Source organism: Stenotrophomonas sp. K-6 (genome assembly GCF_056861555.1).
In genome coordinates, this window is the sequence record NZ_JBSPUC010000001.1 from 569727 (window position 1) to 587141 (window position 17415).

11 protein-coding genes are annotated in these 17415 nt (G+C 66.8%); 7 read left to right on the forward strand and 4 right to left on the reverse strand.

All coding sequences use genetic code 11. From position 1 onward, the window contains the following. The first annotated feature begins 25 nt into the window (after positions 1-25). Positions 26-3433 carry an autotransporter family protein gene (locus AC13F7_RS02505; protein ID WP_482999134.1) on the forward strand — a complete coding sequence of 1136 codons (3408 nt, stop codon included), beginning with the start codon at positions 26-28 and terminating at the stop codon, positions 3431-3433. A gap of 22 nt (positions 3434-3455) precedes the next feature. On the opposite strand, the gene AC13F7_RS02510 is transcribed toward AC13F7_RS02505, so the two are convergent. Next, entirely contained in the window at positions 3456-4676 is a 1221-nt protein-coding gene (locus tag AC13F7_RS02510; protein ID WP_482999135.1) for a multifunctional CCA addition/repair protein, read from the reverse strand. Positions 4677-4758: 82 nt separating this feature from the next. Continuing rightward, the gene (locus AC13F7_RS02515; RefSeq protein ID WP_482999136.1) at positions 4759-6747 is read right to left on the reverse strand and encodes a transglycosylase SLT domain-containing protein; all 1989 of its coding nucleotides are present in this window, start codon (positions 6745-6747) and stop codon (positions 4759-4761) included. Positions 6748-6900: 153 nt separating this feature from the next. On the opposite strand from AC13F7_RS02515, the gene AC13F7_RS02520 reads away from it, so the two are divergent. From AC13F7_RS02520 to AC13F7_RS02530, 3 genes are all read left to right on the forward strand, one after another. Then, positions 6901-7254: a hypothetical protein gene (locus AC13F7_RS02520; RefSeq protein WP_482999137.1), complete on the forward strand. Its 354-nt coding sequence runs from the start codon at positions 6901-6903 to the stop codon at positions 7252-7254. A 370-nt stretch (positions 7255-7624) separates the two neighbouring features. Further along, complete coding sequence (locus tag AC13F7_RS02525; RefSeq protein WP_482999138.1) at positions 7625-10498, forward strand: TonB-dependent receptor; 2874 nt, start codon at positions 7625-7627, stop codon at positions 10496-10498. Positions 10499-10682: 184 nt separating this feature from the next. Continuing rightward, positions 10683-11309: a LysE family translocator gene (locus AC13F7_RS02530; RefSeq protein ID WP_482999139.1), complete on the forward strand. Its 627-nt coding sequence runs from the start codon at positions 10683-10685 to the stop codon at positions 11307-11309. Between the two features lie 179 nt (positions 11310-11488). Here AC13F7_RS02530 and fhuE read toward each other — a convergent pair whose 3' ends face one another. Beyond that, complete coding sequence (gene fhuE, locus AC13F7_RS02535) at positions 11489-13666, reverse strand: ferric-rhodotorulic acid/ferric-coprogen receptor FhuE (RefSeq protein ID WP_482999140.1); 2178 nt, start codon at positions 13664-13666, stop codon at positions 11489-11491. A gap of 370 nt (positions 13667-14036) precedes the next feature. Between fhuE and AC13F7_RS02540 the strand changes: the two genes are divergently transcribed. Beyond that, a complete protein-coding gene (locus AC13F7_RS02540) occupies positions 14037-14888 on the forward strand; it encodes an AraC family transcriptional regulator (RefSeq protein WP_482999141.1) in 852 nt (283 codons plus the stop codon). Then, a complete protein-coding gene (locus tag AC13F7_RS02545; RefSeq protein ID WP_482999142.1) occupies positions 14879-15967 on the forward strand; it encodes an alpha/beta hydrolase family protein in 1089 nt (362 codons plus the stop codon). Before AC13F7_RS02540 ends, AC13F7_RS02545 begins: the two co-directional genes overlap by 10 nt. A gap of 6 nt (positions 15968-15973) precedes the next feature. Here the strand turns inward: AC13F7_RS02545 and AC13F7_RS02550 are convergent, their stop codons facing one another. Further along, a complete protein-coding gene (locus AC13F7_RS02550; RefSeq protein ID WP_482999143.1) occupies positions 15974-16453 on the reverse strand; it encodes an Lrp/AsnC family transcriptional regulator in 480 nt (159 codons plus the stop codon). A 72-nt stretch (positions 16454-16525) separates the two neighbouring features. Here AC13F7_RS02550 and AC13F7_RS02555 point away from each other — a divergent pair, with 72 nt between their 5' ends. Next, positions 16526-17404 (forward strand): EamA family transporter, encoded by an 879-nt coding sequence (locus AC13F7_RS02555; protein ID WP_481470781.1) that lies wholly within the window; start codon positions 16526-16528, stop codon positions 17402-17404. Positions 17405-17415 lie beyond the last annotated feature (11 nt).

A 17415-nucleotide genomic window follows, 5' to 3' on the forward strand; every position in this document is an offset into this window, starting at 1 on the left:
CTCCGTGATGTCCAGAGGAAGCCGCATGCCCAGTTCCACCCGTCACCCCCTCGCGCGCAGCATCACCGCGTTGCTGCGTTCCCGTTGTCTGCTGAGCAGTGCAGTCGTGCTGGCGTCGTTCGGTGCGCAGGCAGACTGCGTTACCGTTGGCACCACCACGACTTGCGACACCGCCGCCCCCAACCCCTACACGACCCGCATCGGCGACGGCAATCTACCGGCCGAAGATGGGCGTACCGTGGATGTCCAATCCGGCGCGAAGCTGGTGGTAGGCGATTCCAGCGCGATCTCGCTGCGTGACAACGCCAACATCCGCGTAGGAACCGGCGCGACGGTGAGCGCGACCGCCGTCAGCGCCGCTGGCCTGTACAACGCCGGTGGAAACACCCTCGAGATGCGCACCGGTGGCACGGTCACCGTCGATGCCGGGGGCGAAGTGCTTGCACTGGGCAGCCAGGGCAGTGCAGAGGTGATCAACTTCCTGGGCGCGGGCAACACCATCGTCAACAACGGGACGATCCGCGCCAACAACGCGGTGGCAATCTGGTTGCAGAACACCACGGGCCTGAACACCGTGGTCAACGCCGAGACCGGCGTCATCCAGGCACCTGGCACGGTGATCGGCGCTGCCGGTAACGGCGCACTGGACCTCACCAACCGCGGCCGCATCATCGGCAATATCTCACTGGCGGGCGGCAACGACATCCTGCGCCTGCTTACCGGCTCGTCGATCACCGGCTCGGCGCTGCTCGGCGACGGCGATGACCTGCTGGACGTCGCCGGCGCCATTGTCGGCAACGTCGATCAAGGCGCCGGCAACGACACCGCCATCGTGCGCCCCGGCGGCAGCATCGGCGGCACGCTGACACAGGGGGTCGGCAATGATCGGTTGCAGATGCTGGGTGGCAACATTGCCGGCGCGGTGACGCAGGGCGCGGGGACTGACGTGCTGGTGATGAGTGGCGGTACGCTGGCTTCGGTCGATCAGGGCGACGACGTCGACCAGATCGAGATCAGTGGCGGCACCATCACCGGCACCGTGCAGCAAGGCGGCGGGCAGGACGTCTTCATCATGACCGGGGGCACCGTCGGCGCCCTGCTGCAGGGCGATGGAACCGATCGCTTCCGCATGACGGGCGGGCAGATCGTCGGCGGTTTCGACGACGGCGACTATGCCGAGATGACCGGCGGCCGCATCGGCCGGGTCAACATGAAGCTGGAGAACAACACCTTCGACATGTCCGGCGGCACCATCGACGGCAACCTGGTCACCGGCTTTGGCAACGACACGATCATCCTTTCCGAGGGCTACATCGGCGGCAACATCAGCGTCAGCGGTGGCGACGATGCGATCACCATCACCGGTGGCACGGTGCGCGGCGAGATCCGCGCCAGCACCGGCAACGATCGGCTGGACTGGTCCGGTGGCGGCGTGGTGTACGGCACAGTGGACATGGGCGAGGGCAACGACCTCACCACGCTGTCCAACCTCAACAACAGCCACCTCGGCGCGATTCCGCTGTTCACCGGTGGGCTTGGCACCGATCTGCTCACGATGAACAACGTCAAGACCAGCGGTGTCTCGCGCTTCACCGGCTGGGAGCAGATCAACCTGCGCCAGGACAGCCAGCTGACGTTCGATGGCGACCTGGTGCTGTCCGATTTCACCACCACCGGCGGTACGCTGGACATCGACAGCACCAGCACGGTGTTCGCCGGTGGCCTCAATGCCAGCGTGCGCACGTTCACCGCCGGGCAGCAGGCCAGTGTGATCAATGCCGGGCGCATTGACTTGAGCAACGGCAGCAACGGTCCAGGCGATGCGTTTACCATTGCAGGCAACTATGTCGGCAACAACGGCGGCGTGTATCTGCAGTCGGTGTTGGCCGGTGACGGTGCGCCTTCCGACCGCCTGGTGATCTCCAACGGCGTGGCCAGTGGCAGCACTGGGCTCGGAATTCTCAACGCCGGAGGGACCGGCGCGGCGACGCTGGCCGACGGCATCCTGGTGGTGCAGTCGATCAACGGGGCGAGCACCGCGCCGAATGCCTTTGCGTTGTACAACCCGATCGCGGCGGGAGCGTTCGAGTATTTCCTGTTCAAGGGCGGCGTCAGTGACGGCAGCAGCGAGAACTGGTATCTCCGTTCGACGCTGGTGGCGGGCGTCTCGCCGGCCCCTTCACCCGCCCCACCGGGCGTGCCGACAGTGACGCCGCCCCCGCCACCGCCGGAGGATGCCGGCACGCCACCCCCACCGTTGGCGGCACCGCCGTCTCCGGATCTGCCGGAGAATCCCGACCCGTTGGCACCGGAGCCCGCACCGCCGCCGCCACCGCCCGAGCCGGCACCTGTCGCGCCGCCCCAGGCCGATACCCCACCGCCGGTACCGACCACGCCGGCCGCCGTGCCCGGACCGCTGGCCGTTCCGCCGACGCCCGGTGCAATGCCGGCGGAAGGCGACATCGTTCCGTTGTACCGCGTGGAGGCGGCCACCTACGCGGTGGTGCCGCCGCTGCTGCGTGAGACCAGTCTGCTCAGCCTCGGTACCTTCCACGAACGCCAGGGCGAACAGCGCCTGTTGGCCGGACAGGGCGGTTTTCGTTCGGCATGGGCGCGGATGATCGGGCAGAGCCATGAGCAGCATTGGGAAGGCGATGCCAAGCCCAGCTTCGACGGTGACATCCAGGGCATCCAGGCCGGTGTGGATCTGTACGCAACGGCCGATGATCAGGCGCGTAATCAGTTCGGCGTGTTCGTCGGGCGTACCCGCGCGCAGGGCAACGTCAACGGCTTCGCGATCGGCTGGGACAACGTGGCAGTGGGCCGCACGCGCCTGGACGACAAGCATGTCGGTCTGTACTGGACCCGCGTGGGCAGTGCGGGCGGTTACCTCGACGCGGTGGTCATGCAGAGCCGTTACGACGGCAATGCATGGTCGGCGCGCGGCCTTGGGATCGATCTGCGCGGGGATGGCACCACGGCGTCACTGGAGGTCGGCAAGCCGTTGCTGCAGCTCGGGCAATCGGCCTGGTGGCTGGAGCCGCAGGCGCAGGTGATCTGGCAGCGCAGTGCGCTGGATGACAGCGCGGACCGCATCTCCACGATCAGCTACGACAACGACAACGCGTGGACCGGCCGTGTCGGCCTGCGCCTTGCAGCCGACTACAATCTCGCCGGCAATGGCTGGCAGCCATACCTCAAAGTGAACTACTGGCAGACCTTGGACGGCGAGGATCGCATCAGCTTCGGCACCAATGAGCTGATCAATCAGCAGGCCGCCCGCGCACTGGAAGTTGGGGTCGGTGTAGTCGCGCGCTTCAATGCCAATGTCAGTGCGTTTGCGGTGGCCGATTACACGCGCGATCTGGAAAGCAGTGCGCAGAAGGAGCGCAGGAGCATCGAAGGGAATATCGGGCTGCGCTTCGATTGGTGATATCGCGACGCGCTGGCATCGTTCAGCGCGCCGCCGCAATCGCCCGCGTACGCGCCTTGGCCAGCGCTTCACCCACCGCCGGGCCCTTCAAGCCGCTCAGATCCAGATCGCGCGCCTGCACCGCCAGCGCCGCCTGGTGCAGGCGTTTGAGCGTCTCACCCTGTGGGTAATCGCTGTCCTCGAAGCCCAGCCGGCCGCGCTTGTCGGCTTCACAACACAGCGCGATCTGCGCGATGCGCTCGGGGCGGCGGAACCCATCGCAGCGGCCGAGCAGTTCCAGCACGGTGGCATCGCGCAGTTCGTCGATGCGGTGCACGTTGAGATGATCGCGGCAGACCGCTTCGGCCAGTTGGCGGTGATCGACCGGCACCTTCAGGCGTTCGGCCAACCCACGCAGCGGGGCGACGCCGCGCTGCTCATGCATGATGTGGCGCGGCCATTCGGCGGGCGGGGTCAGGCCCTTGCCGAGGTCGTGGGTCAGCGCGGCGAAACCGATCAGATCATCGCCCGGTGCCAGCTGCGCGGCCATGTCGCTGACCATTTCCTGGTGTACCCCGGTATCGACTTCCGGATGGAACTCCGCACGCTGGGGCACACCGTACAGGGCCTCCAGCTCGGGCAGGATCGCACCCAGTGCATGGGCGTCATGCAGCGTGCGCAGGAACGCGGACGGTTGTGCGGAGGCGAGCGCACGGCGCAGCTCCTGCCACACGCGCTCGGGCACCAGCGCATCTAGCTCGCCACTGGCGGCGACCTCCCGCATCAGCGCCATCGTCTCGTCGGCGACGATGAAGCCCAGCGGTGCGAAGCGCGCCATGAAGCGGGCCGCACGCAGCACGCGCAGCGGATCCTCGACGAACGCCGGGCCGACGTGGCGCAGCACACGCTGCTCGATGTCGCGCACGCCGCCATACGGATCCACCCGTTCACCGGTGGCTTCATCGCAGGCGATCGCGTTGATGGTGAAATCGCGGCGTTGCAGGTCTTCTTCCAGCGTCACGGCGGGATCGGCATCGACCACGAAGCCCCGGTAGCCGCGGCCGGATTTGCGCTCGGTGCGGGCCAGCGCGTATTCCTCACCGGTGTCGGGATGCAGGAACACCGGGAAATCGCGGCCCACGGCCTTATAGCCCTGCGCTTCCATCTGCGCCTGGGTGGCCCCGACAACGACCCAGTCGCGGTCGCCCGGGGCGCGCTGCAAGAGGCGGTCGCGCACGGCGCCGCCAACCAGATAGATTTTCATATGCCCATGATGCCGCAGGGGACCAAGGCCACGCCAATCGGGAGTGCCGGATTCGCGAAGCCGGCCGGCATGGCGGGGCCGGTCAGTCGCCACCCTTGTCGGCGTTGGCCGCGCAGGCGAAGGTCTTGCGCTTGACCTGCAGGCGGCCGTTCATGCGGTCGGTCACCGGCAGCGCGTCACCGTTCAAGCGCCAGTCGTAGATCACGCTGAAGGCCAGGATGCGCGCGACGTACTCGCGGGTTTCCTTGTAGCTGATCGTCTCGATCCAGATGTCTGGATCGAAACCCGGGCGTTGCGACTGCCAGCGGGCAGTGGGGGTCGGGCCGGCGTTGTAGGCGGCGATGGTGACGTAGGGCAGGCCGTCGTACTTGTTCATCAGCTGGCGCAGGTAGGCCGTGCCGATGGCGATGTTGGTGTCCGCATCGTAGAGGCTGGCGGCGCCGCCGTAGTTGGTCAGCCCGATCGATTTGGCCACCGCCGCGCCGGTGGCGGGCAGCACCTGCATCAGGCCCATCGCGTTGGCCGGCGAGCGGGCCTTCGGGTTGAAGATGCTCTCGGCGCGGATCTCCGCGGCCACCCAGGCCGGATCGATGGCATTGCGGGCGGACTCGCGGCGGATGCTGTCGTCGTGGTGCAGCGGGAAGCGCAACGAGTACAGGCGCTGCTCGTCCGGGGTCTTGCCGAGCGAGAACACCGCACGGTCGAACCAGCCGTTGTCGCGGGCGACTTCCACGGCGAGACGACGCTGTGTGTTGTCGTAACGGCTCAGCGCATCGTTCCACTCGGCCACGGCCCAGCCCGCACGCTCGATCTTGAACAGTTCCATCGCGCGCACGATCGCCGGGTCGCGCGCGACCGCCGCCTGCGCCTGGGCGCTGTCGTTGGGTTCCCACGGGCACAGCGTGTAGTTCTGGCCGAGCTGGTCGGCGGCCAGGAAGCCATGGAAGGTGGCCGCACGGGCCGCCTCACGGAAGGCCGCCTGCGCTTCGCTGCGTTTGCCGGTCTTGTCCAGCATGCGCGCTTCGAAATAGCGCCAGCGCGAGTCGGCGCGCTGGGTCGGGCCCATCTTGCGGATCGCGGTCAGCGCCGCCGGCCAGTCGCCGCGCGACAGTGCTTCGCGCGCACGCCATTCGTGCAGGCGTTCGTCGTAGGCGGATTCGGGAACTGCATTGAGGCGGCGGGCGGATTCCGGGCCATACGAGGCCACCGTCCACAGCGCGATCTGGTACAGCACCTGCGCGCGCTGTGCAGCGCTCAGCTGCAGGGCGTCGGCGTACTGCGGCAACTGCTGCTCGGTAGCGCCCGGATCGGCCTTGGCCAGCTTGGCCAGGCCATCAGTGGCGATGCGCCGGCTGCGCTCATTGCGCGGCCAGTTCAGTGCGCTCGCATTGGGCTTGTCGACGAAGGCGGCATACGTGTTGGCCAGCGCGAGATCGGTGGCGGGCAGACCGCGCGCGGCGCTGCGCATCACCGCCGGCTGCTGCTCATCGGCGGCGGCGTCGATACGTGCCCAGCGTAGCTCGGCGCTCAGACCGCCCTTGGCCTCCAGCACGGCAAAGACCGGGTCACAGGCATCGGGCAGCGACTTGCCGGTGCTGCGCCAGATCGCCTGCGCCTCGCTCACCCACTGCGCATCGGCCTTGCCAGTGGCCTGGCGCGCATTGAGCTGCGCGCAGCGCAGGCCGACGTTGGAGGTCTCGGTCCAGTTGGCCAGCAGCGTCGGCCAATCCTGGCGTCGCGCCACCGCGGGCAGCCATACGTTGCGGAAGCTGGTGGCCACGGCCTGGCCGTTGTAACGCTTCAGGAAGTCCTGGGCCTGCACATTGCTGACGGTGTCGATGTTGCGCCGCAGGTTGGCGAATTCGACCCAGCCATACAGCGGGTGCCGGCTCAATGCGGCCGCTTGGGCCGGGTCAAACTGGCCGCGCTCGGCGTTGTCGATGACGGCTTTGAGCTGCGCGCGCTGCGCATCCAAGTTCTGGGCATCGGCTACCGGGCTGACGCCGGTGCAGGCCAGCAGGACGGTCGCGCTGAAGAAATAGAGGGGAAGTCGAGTCATGCCGGAAAGCATAACGGCGCGGGGTGAAAGGGAGTGAGGGCAAGCCGACTCGAGGATGAACAGCGCCCGCGCCCAGCCGCGTCCGGAAGTGCAGACCAGATCACAGACCGCAACGCGCGCCGAGGCTGGAATGGATACGCGGCATCGTGCCGCACGGAGGATCCCATGCAGCTCAGGACCGTGTGGTTGTTCGGGACGTTGACGACCCTTGGGCTCGCGGTGCCCCTGCCGGGCCAGGCCGAGGGCCTTGTCGAATGCAACAACTGTGCATTCCCGGAACAGGTCGCGCTCGCCAGCGGCCCCGGGCTGACCGTTGTGGTGGACTTTGAGCAGGGGGCGCTGCATGGATTCGAGGTGACCCAGGCCACCGGCGAGGCACGCGGCCAAGCGATCCCCATCCAGATACCTCCTTCGATCGAAGCCGCGTTCCTGCGGAACGTGGCGGCGGTGATGGATGCCGAGCACGCAGAGCGCGACGCCGAACGCCTCCGTCAACCGCCTCCTGAGAAAAAAGAGTGAGCCCGTGGCGAAAGCAGCGGCGGGTGGGGCACCGCATTTCAGCCGATCACGACGCGCAGGACGTCACGCAGATCCCGTTTTTTTCGATATCCCTGTGCAGGTCTGTCGCGCGGTCTCCCGTTGACGCCGTCCTGCCCGGTTGGCGGGATGTCTGACCGCCAGCGCCTTTAAACACAAGGCGTTTGCTGCAGCGCGCGGCCGATCCATGCAACGCACGCCGCGTAGTTTCGCCCAGTCGGCTTTGTCGATTCCGCGTGAAAGAGTGTCGGCCGTCACGTCGACCTGTTTACCGTTTGTTTACAAAGGAGACACTGCCGCCATGCAGGGGGGCGCGGCAGCCCAGCCCGACATTCCTTTGGAGAGAGAGCGAATGAACAACCTGCATCACCGCCCACTGGCGGTTGCCGTCTCGCTGTGCCTGCTGCTGGCGGCACCGGCCCTGGCCAGCGCGCAGGACGCGCCACGCAGCACGACCGATCTGGACCGGGTAGAAGTGACCGGCAGCCGCATCAAGCGGGCCGAGGTGGAAGGGCAGGTGCCGATCCAGACTTTGACCCGCACCGAGATCGAACGCACCGGCCTGACCTCGATCGGCGATGTGCTGCAGCAACTGACCGGCTCCGGTTCGGCGCTCAATGCAAAGTTCAATTCCTCGGGCAACTTCGGCTTCCCACCCGATGGCAGCGGTGTGGGCGCGGGCTCGGCCCAGGTCGACCTGCGGCATCTGGGCGCCAAGCGCGTGCTGGTCCTGGTCGACGGCATCCGCTGGGTCAACGAATCCTCCGCCTCCGGCGTGGGTGCGGCGACCGATCTGAACACCATTCCGCTGGCCATCGTCGAGCGCATCGAAGTGCTCGAAGACGGCGCCTCGTCGCTGTATGGCTCCGATGCGATCGCCGGTGTGGTCAACATCATCACCCGCCGCGAATTCGACGGCGCGCAGGTGACGATGAATTATGGCGAGTACACCAAGGGCGACGGCACCCAGAAAGGCGTGGATCTGGCGTGGGGCACCAGCGGCGACCGCTACAGCCTGTTCCTGGGCGCCAGCTGGACCAAGCAGGACCCGGTGTATGCGCGCGATCGCGAGCAATCGCGCTTCCCGATTCCCGGCACGGGACTTGCCTTCGGCAGTGGTGGCATTCCGCAGGGGCGCTTCGCCTTCGTGGACCCCAACACCGGCGCCAGCCAGAACATCGTGCCCAACACCGGCGTGAGCAATCCGCGCTATGACGGCAGCGCGGGCTGCAACCGCAGTGATGATTACCACTGCTTCACCTCGGCCGACCGTTTCAACTTCGCCGAGTACAACCTGGTGCTCACCCCGTCCGAGCGGAAGGGCATCTTCGGTCAGTTCCGTTTCGACCTCACCGATGAGATCCAGTGGTACATCAAGGCACTGGGCAACCGCCGCGAGTCCACCAACCAGGCCGGCCCCGAGCCGCTGTTCTTCGGCCCGGATGGCGCCACCGGCAACCCGCTGGCGGACAACATCGTGGTCTCCGCGCTCAACCCGTACAACCCCTTCGGCTTCGATCTGGATTCTTCGAGCAACATGAGCCTGATCGGTCGCCGCCCGGTGGAAGGCGGCCCGCGCGTGTTCGAGCAGGAGGTCAACACCCAGTACTTCGCCACCGGGCTGGTCGGCCAGTTCCAGGCGGCGGACCGCAGCTGGTTCTGGGACCTCAACGGCATGTACAGCAAGAACAAAGCCGAGCAGACCAACTACGGCAGCTACGACATCTACAAGGTCAACATGGCGCTGGGCGATCCGGCGATCTGCGCGGCCACGCCCGGCTGTGTCCCGCTGAACATCTTCGGCGGGGTCGGCTCGATCACGCCGGACATGCTGCGCTGGATCCAGCCGGTGGTGCGAGACCGCAGCCAGAACGAGCTGAGCCTGTTCACCGCCAACCTGAGCAGCGAGTTGTTCACGCTCCCGGCCGGCCCGGTCTCGTTCGCCACCGGCTACGAGTACCGCAAGTACGAGGGCCGCTACGATCCGGATCCGCTGACCGTGATCGGTCACTACAACGGTGTGCCGTCACTGCCCACCTCCGGCTCCTACGACGTTAACGAGGCCTACCTCGAGCTGAGCGTGCCGATCTTCGCCAAGAGCGCGCTCGGCGAGAAGCTCGACCTGAGCCTGGCCGGGCGCTACTCGGACTACTCCACCTTCGGTGGGGAGTTCACGCCGAAGTACGGCCTGCGCTGGCAGGTGACCAACGACTTCGTGCTGCGCACCAGCTATGCTGAAGGCTTCCGCGCGCCGTCGATCGGCGAGCTGTACGGCTCGGCCGCGCGTGCCGACCTGCAGCTGTTCGATCCGTGCTCGGTCGGGTTGGGTGGTACGCCGCCGCGTGGCAGTGCCGCCAACTGTGCCGCACTCGGCGTGCCCGGGGGGTTCCAGCAGGCCAACTCGCAGATCTCGGTCACCACCGGTGGCAACGCGGAGCTGGATCCGGAGCGCTCGCGCAGCTTCAGCGCCGGCTTCGTGTGGAGCCCCTGGTTCGGCAGCAATGCGTCCTGGTCGGAGCGCTTCGATGTGGAGGTGACGTTCTATCGCCACCACATCGAAGGCGCGATCCAGGCGATCAACGCGCAGACCCAGCTCGACCTGTGCGTGGACACGCTGGACCCGCTGTACTGCGGTGGCATCACGCGCGCCTCGACCGGTGCGGTCAGCAGCTTCAACAACCGGCTGACCAACCTGGGCTCGATCAAGACCGATGGCTGGGATGTGGACCTGTTCTGGACCCTGCCGCAGACGGAGGTCGGCCAGTTCAAGCTCGGTTGGCAGAACACCTTCGTCGGGCGCTATGAGGCACTGGGTGCGGCCGGCCAGCGGCAGCCGCAGGAGCCGGGCGTGGAAGTGGCCGACAGCTCGATCCCGGAGTGGACCAGCAATGCCACCCTGAGTTGGAATCTGGCCAACTGGAATGCCTCCTGGACGGTACGCCACATCTCCAAGCTCACCGAGGAGTGTGGCGACGTGGCGGCCTTCCCGATCTGCGGCAACCAGGCCGAAGGCACCAACGAGCTGGCCGCCACCACTTTCCACGACATGCAGGTGGGCTACAAGTTCGACTGGATGAAGGGGCTTCAGCTCAGCGCCGGCCTGAACAACGTGTTCGACAAGGATCCGCCGATCTGCCTGTCGTGCTCGCTCAACGGCTATGACGCCTCGACCTACGACATCCCGCGCGGGCGCTACTGGTACCTGCGCGCGGATCTGCGGTTCTGATCAAGGGTTGATGCGGAGGTGACACGCCGGGGCGTCGAGACGGCGCCCCGGTGCGTTCCGGGCGGACAACCTGGTTGCACGGATAGGCCATATCGGGTGCCCGGGCTGCCGGTGCTGTTTCCGTCAGGCATCATGGGGAGCCGGCCAGCGGCCGGCACTACGCCTCCTCGTGAACTGAATTGCCATGAACCTGCATACCTGGTGGATCTTCGCCGTCACCGTCTTCGTTCTGTGCGGCACGCCCGGCCCGAACATGCTGCACGTGATGACCCGCAGCGTGCGCGTCGGCTTCCGCCGCAGCATCGCCGCCATGGCCGGCTGCCTGACCGCGCTGGTGCTGGCCCTGGCGATCTCCGCCGCCGGGCTGGGCGCGGTGCTCAAGGCCTCGCCGATGGTGTTCGACGTGCTGCGCTACGCCGGCGTGGCGTACCTGGTGTACCTGGGGATCAAAGCCTGGCGCGGCGGTGATGCGCCGATCGACGTCGGCAGCACCACGGCGCTGGTGCCCAGTTCACGCACCGTGCTGTTCCGCGATGGCTTCATCATCGGCATCAGCAACCCCAAGCTGCTGCTGTTCGCTTCGGCGTTCCTGCCGCAGTTCGTCGATCTCACCCAGCCGCAGCTGCCCCAGTTCGTGATCCTGGTGGGCACCTTCGCGGTGATGGAGATGTTCTGGTACGCGGTGTATGCCGCCGGCGGCCGCGGGCTGGCCGGTTATCTGGCCAAGCCGGGGCTGCGCAAGGTGTTCGACCGCGTGGTCGGCACGATCTTTATCGGGTTCGGGTTGGTGCTGCTGCGCGCACGGCCGTAGTGCCGGCCGCTGGCCGGCCACCAGGCAAGACCGTCATCGCCCATGAGGCTGCCGGCCAGCGGCCGGCACTACCGAGGTCTGGCCGTGCAGCGCCGCGCGTCCATTGCGCATCGTGCAAAACGCAGAGAGCCGGGCAATGCCCGGCTCTCCTGAGTTGAAGCGATACGATCAAAGACCGGTCAGAACGACCAGGTGAACGTCAGGCCGCCATTGCGACCATCACCGTACGCGCCGTAGCCGTTGATCTGCGAGAAGTACTTTTTGTCCAGCAGATTGTTGAGGTTGGCCTGCACGCTGAACTCCGGCGAGATGCGGTAGCGCACGAACGCGCTGACCAGCGCATAGCCGCCCTGTTCGATACGGCCGTAGGCCGGCACCGGGTAGTAGATGCCGTTCTGCCAGTTGGCACCGCCACCGACCGTCAGCGCGCTCAGCGACTGCGGGGTGTAGCTGGTGAACAGCTTGATGGTGGTCTGCGGCAGGTTGGTGTTGATGTCCGCGTCGTTGATGTCCTTGGCCACGTAGCGCGAGGCACCGAAGGTCGCGTTCCAGCCCGGGGCCAGTTCACCGTTCAGCTCGAACTCGAAACCACGGCTCACCGTGCCGCGTGCGGCGATTGAGGCGAACTGGCCCGGACGACCGATGATCGGCTCATTGGTGATCTGCGCCACATTGTCCTGCTCGATGCGGAACGCAGCGATGGAGGCGTTGAGCCGGTTGTCGAACCACGCACCCTTTACACCGATTTCGTAGCTCTTGCCATCCACCGGATCGAGGTAGTTGTCATTGCGGTCGCGCGCCGTCTGCGGCTGGAAGATCTCGGTGTAGCTGGCGTAGGTGGAGTACGTTTCGTTGATGTCGAACACCAGGCCGGCATACGGGGTGGTGACTTTGTGCGAGCGGTCATCGCCTTCACCTTCGCTCTTCCAGTCGGTATAACGCGCGCCGAGAATCATCTTGAGCGGATCGGCCAGCGACAGGCGGGTGGCGACGTAGCCGGCCTTCTGGGTGATCGTGCCTTCGCTCGCGAGCGTCAGCGGGTTCCAGACAGGCTCAGGGAAGTTCCCCGTCCATCCCAGGTAGCTGTCCAGTGGCTGCCAACGAGGATTGTCTACCGTGCCTTGGTAGTCACCGTAATTGGCGAAATCGCGCTTGTTGTAGCTCAGCCCGGCCATGAACTGATGTTCCCGCCCGAACAGCTGGAACGGTCCTTCCGCATAGCCATCTACGGCATTGACCTTGCGCTGTGTATTGTAGAAGCCGGCCGACCCCACTACGCCTGCGCCGGTGGTTTTGTCGAAGTTGGAAGCGCCGGTCACCCAGTCGTTGTAGGCCGGATAGAACAGCTTGTCATCGGCACTGGTCTTGTCATGGGAGGCGCCAACCTTGACCTTCCAGTCGTTGGCGAACGCATGTTCCAACGTGGCGAACAGGCGCTTGCTGGTCGTATCCCAGTAAGTCCAGCCCGGATTGGCATTGAACGACTCGTCGTAGCCGGTGGAACTGCCATCGGAGAACAGCATCGGGAAGCCACCCCAGGTCGCGCCGTTGGCCCGCTTCTGCTGGTAGTCGTAGCCCACGCTCAGCTGGGTGTCCGGGGTCAGGTCGGCATCGATCACCGCATAGCCCAGCGTCTTGTGCTGGTCGTAGCGGTCCATCTGCGATTCGGTATCCAGGTAGCTGCCGATCACGCGCGCGCGCACCGAGCCGCTGGCGTTAAGCGGGGTGGTCACATCCACGGTGCTGCGGGTGCGGCCCCAGCTGCCGACGTTGACCGACACGCTGCCGGTCAGCTCGGCGCTGTCGGCATGCTTGCGGATCAGGTTCACCGAGGCGGAGGGGTTGCCGGCGCCGCTCAGCAGTCCGGTGGCGCCACGCACGACTTCCACGCGGTCATACAGGGCCAGGTCCAGGCCGGAATCGCCGTAGCTCCAGTTCTGCACCATCTGGGTCGGCAGGCCGTCGAACTGGTAGCTGTCGATGTAGAAGCCGCGCGCGTAGAACTCGGTGCGCTCGGTATCGGACTGGGTGCTGCTCACGCCGGTGGTGTTGGCCAGCACGTCGATGATGTCATCGAGGTTCTGATCTTCGATGCGCTGGTGGCTGATGATGCTGACCGACTGCGGGATCTCGCGCGGGGCCAGATCGAAGCGGGTGCCGGCCGAGGTCCTGCGGACCGAATAACCTTCGGCGCGCTCGCCCTTGACCACGATCTTGTCCAGGGTGGTGGCATCAGCGGCAGCGTCCTGTGCGAACGCAGGCGCAACGGCGAGGGTGCACAGGGCCACCATCAAGGCCTGCGGCAGCGGGCGACGGTGCATCGACGGGCGGGACAGCACGTGGGCGGAGCGGGTCATCGGCGTTTCCAGAAAGGCGGCAACGCGCATGGCCGGCGTCCTGGGTGGCCTGCGGCGGAGCGGGGTGGGGGCAGGCAGCGGCTGGCGCGGGCGGTGACCCGGCGCGGGCTCGATAACTGTTCACGGGTACGCATCCCTTGCGCGACCCTGATCACGCTATGGTAATGGCAATGATTCGCATCATCAACCGCATCCGATCTCAGCGTCGATGCTGAAGGCGGGCCACGCTGGACTCCTGCGTGTTCATTTTGCTGAAGCGAGCTCGCGCTACTGCCCGCCGTCGCAGCGCAGCGCACAGCAAGAACGATCAAATGCCGCGGCGCGCGCTGGGTTACGCTGCGGTCCCGTTCAACGGCATGGATCTGGCGGTATGGGTGCGGCACGCAGGGCCTTGTGGTACATCGAAAGCCACTTCGCTGAAAACCCGTCGCTGGCCGATATCGCTCGCGTGGTCGGGCTGTCACCGTTCCACCTTTCGCGCTTGTTCCAGCTCAGCACCGGCACCTCGGTGGTGCGCTATCTGCGTGGCCGCCGGCTGACCGAAGCTGCCCGTCAACTGGCCGCCGGTGCCGGTGACATCCTGAGTGTAGCGGTGGCGGCGGGCTATGCCTCGCACGCGGCCTTTACCCGCGCATTTTCCGACCAGTTCGGGCGTTCGCCCGAGCAGGTGCGCGAACAGGGGCTGGCCGACATGGCGCTGGTCGAGGCACTGAAACTGATCGATACCTCGACCCCCTGCGCGATCCAACCCCGGCGCGAGTACCGCGGCGCCCTGCGCGTGGCCGGGATCGGTGCACGCCATACCGCCGCGACCGTCGCATCGATTCCTTCGCAATGGCAGCGCCTTGACGAAGCTTATGGCCTGGGCGCTGAGATCGCCTACGGCGTGTGCGGCAACAACGATGCCGAAGGTGGCTTCGACTACATCGCCGGCGTGGAGATCCGTGCCGGCGCGTCCGTGCCCGCCGGTTGGCAGGCGATCTCGATCGCGCCCCGCGAGTACCTGGTGGCCTGGCATGCCGGGCACATCTCCGCGATCCGCTCCACCTGGTTCTGGTTGTTGAATGACTATCTGCCGGCGTCCGGCCTGACCCTGGCCGACGCACCGGACCTGGAGCGCTACGACGCGCGCTTCGATGACCGCAGCGGCCACGGCGGGGTGGAGATCTGGCTGCCGCTGGCCGACACGTTGCACCTCAAGGAGATTGACCCATGCGAATGACCGCCCGTTGTTGTACCGCGCTGCTGGCGCTCTGCCTGCCCCTGTTTGCCGTTGGGGCCGTGCCGCCCGTGGGAGAGCGACAGGGCGTGGCACACACGCCCAGTGCGGCCGTGCGTGATGCCGACCACCGCGACAGCGTGCGCTACACCGTGTGGTACCCGGCGCAGCCCGATGCACAGGAAACCGCGCTGACGATCGGTCCGCCGGGCGCGCCGCTGTTCGAGGTGGGCAGGGCTGCCGCGGATGCCGCCATCGCCGAAGGTCGCTGGCCGGTCCTGCTGCTCTCGCACGGCAACGGTGGCAGCGCCCGGATGATGGGCTGGTTCGGCACCGCGATGGCGCGGGCAGGCTACGTGGTGATCGCGGTGGACCATCCCGGCAACAACGGGGTGGATTCCATGACCGAGGCTGGCAGCCTGTTGATGTGGAACCGCGTGGATGATCTTGCTGCCGCGCTGGCGGCCGTGCAGGCGGATCCCGCGCTTGCTGCGCAGATCGATACCACGCGGTTGGGCATCGCCGGCTATTCGGCTGGCGGGTTCACCGCGCTGGTCGCCGCAGGGGCACGCCCGGAGGTGCAGCGCCTGCTGGCGTTCTGTCGCACGCACCCCGATGACGGCGTCTGCGCGCCGCAGGCAGAGACTCCGTCACTGACCCTGGCGCGGCGGATGGCCGCAGCAGACACACCGGAACTGGCGCCGTGGGTTGCCCGGGCCGGTGACGATCGCGCCATCGCAGGCGTGGGCGCCGTGTTCCTGATCGCGCCGGCGATGGTGCAGGCCTTCGCGCCAGAAGAACTGGCCAAGGTAAGGCTGCCGGTGTCGGTCCTCGTCGGTGCGGCCGATACGGTGGCCTCGCCGGCCACCAACAGCGACATCGCGGCCGCAGCACTTCCAAAGGCGACGCTGACCACCTTGCCAGCCGTCGGGCACTACGACTTTCTGTCCAGCTGCACCGCCTTGGGCCAGACGCGCGTCGGCGCACTCTGCCAGGTGGCGGCCGACAAGCAGGCCACGCACGGGGCGGCGATCACGGAAGCGACGGCGTTGTTCGACGCTGCGCTGTCGGCCACGCGCTGAGGCCGATCACTCCGCCAGCGGAACATCCAGCCCGCGCTTGAGCGTGCTCAGCGCCACCGCGGTACGGAAGCGCTCGATGTTGTCGTCGTTGCCGAACAGCCGCTCGCTGATCGCCTCGTATTCCTCCATCGAGGCGGCGGTCAGGATCAGCAGGAAGTCGGCCTCGCCGGTGATGGCGTAGCACTGCTGCACGGCGGGATCCTCCTGCACGCGGCGACGGAACGGCGCGACCCGATGCGGTTGCTCGCTGGCGACCCGCACCTCGACCATGATCGTCAGCGGCCGGCCCAGCCGGGCCTGGTCCAGCACGGCGACGTTCGCGCGGATGACGCCTGTTTCTTCCAGGCGTTTGATCCGCCGCTGCACCGCAGGCGCGGACAGGCTCACCGACTCGGCGATCTCACGCTGCGGGGTGGCGTTGTCACGCTGCAGGATCGCCAGGATGGCCCGGTCGAAGCTGTCGGGAGTGTAGGGCGTGGCAGACATGGTGAGTGAAAGATGCAGGAAGACCGCTGCAATTGAGCATCTCCTTCGGCCGTTGCGCAATATCCTGTGCGGATGTCGACCTCCCGCCTTTCTACGCTTTTTCCTGCCCTGGCCGTCCTGGGCTCGGTCACCTCGCTGGCCGTGGGCACTTCGTATGCCAAACAGCTGTTCCCGCTGATCGGTGCGCAGGGCACGAGCGCGCTGCGCGTGGGCTTCTCGGCGCTGGTACTGCTGATGGTGTTCCGGCCGTGGCGGTGGACCACCTCCCGCGCGGATGCCGGGGCGATCATCCGGTATGGCATCACGCTGGGGGTGATGAACCTGCTGTTCTACATGGCGCTGCGTACGATCCCGTTCGGCATCGCGGTGGCCATCGAATTCTGCGGGCCGCTGGCGGTGGCGATGTGGTCCTCGCGGCGGCCGGTCGATTTCATCTGGGTCGGCTGCGCGTTGGTCGGGCTGTTGCTGCTGCTGCCGCTGGGCCATGGTGAGCCACTGGATCCGGCCGGGGTGATGTTCGCCCTGGGCGCGGCGGTGTGCTGGGCGATGTACATCATCTTCGGCAAGCGCGCCGGCCATCTGCCGGCCGGGCATACGGTATCGCTGGGGCTGTGCGCGGCGGCCCTGGTGGTGGTGCCGGTCGGCGTGGCGCATGCCGGCATGGCGTTGCTGGACCCGAAAATCCTGCTGTTCGGGCTGGGCGTGGCGATCGTCTCCAGCGCGATCCCGATGTCGCTGGAGATGATGGCGCTCAAGCGGCTGCCCAAGGAGACCTTCGGCATCCTGATCAGCATGGAGCCGGCGGTCGCGGCGCTGCTGGCGATGGGCCTGCTGGCCGAGCACCTGACCCCGCTGCAGTGGGCGGCGATCGGCTGCACCGTGGTGGCGTCGGTGGGCAGTACGTTGACCGCAAAGCGAGCGGTCGTACCTTTGCCGGGTGCGCCGGCGTAATCGCGCGTGAT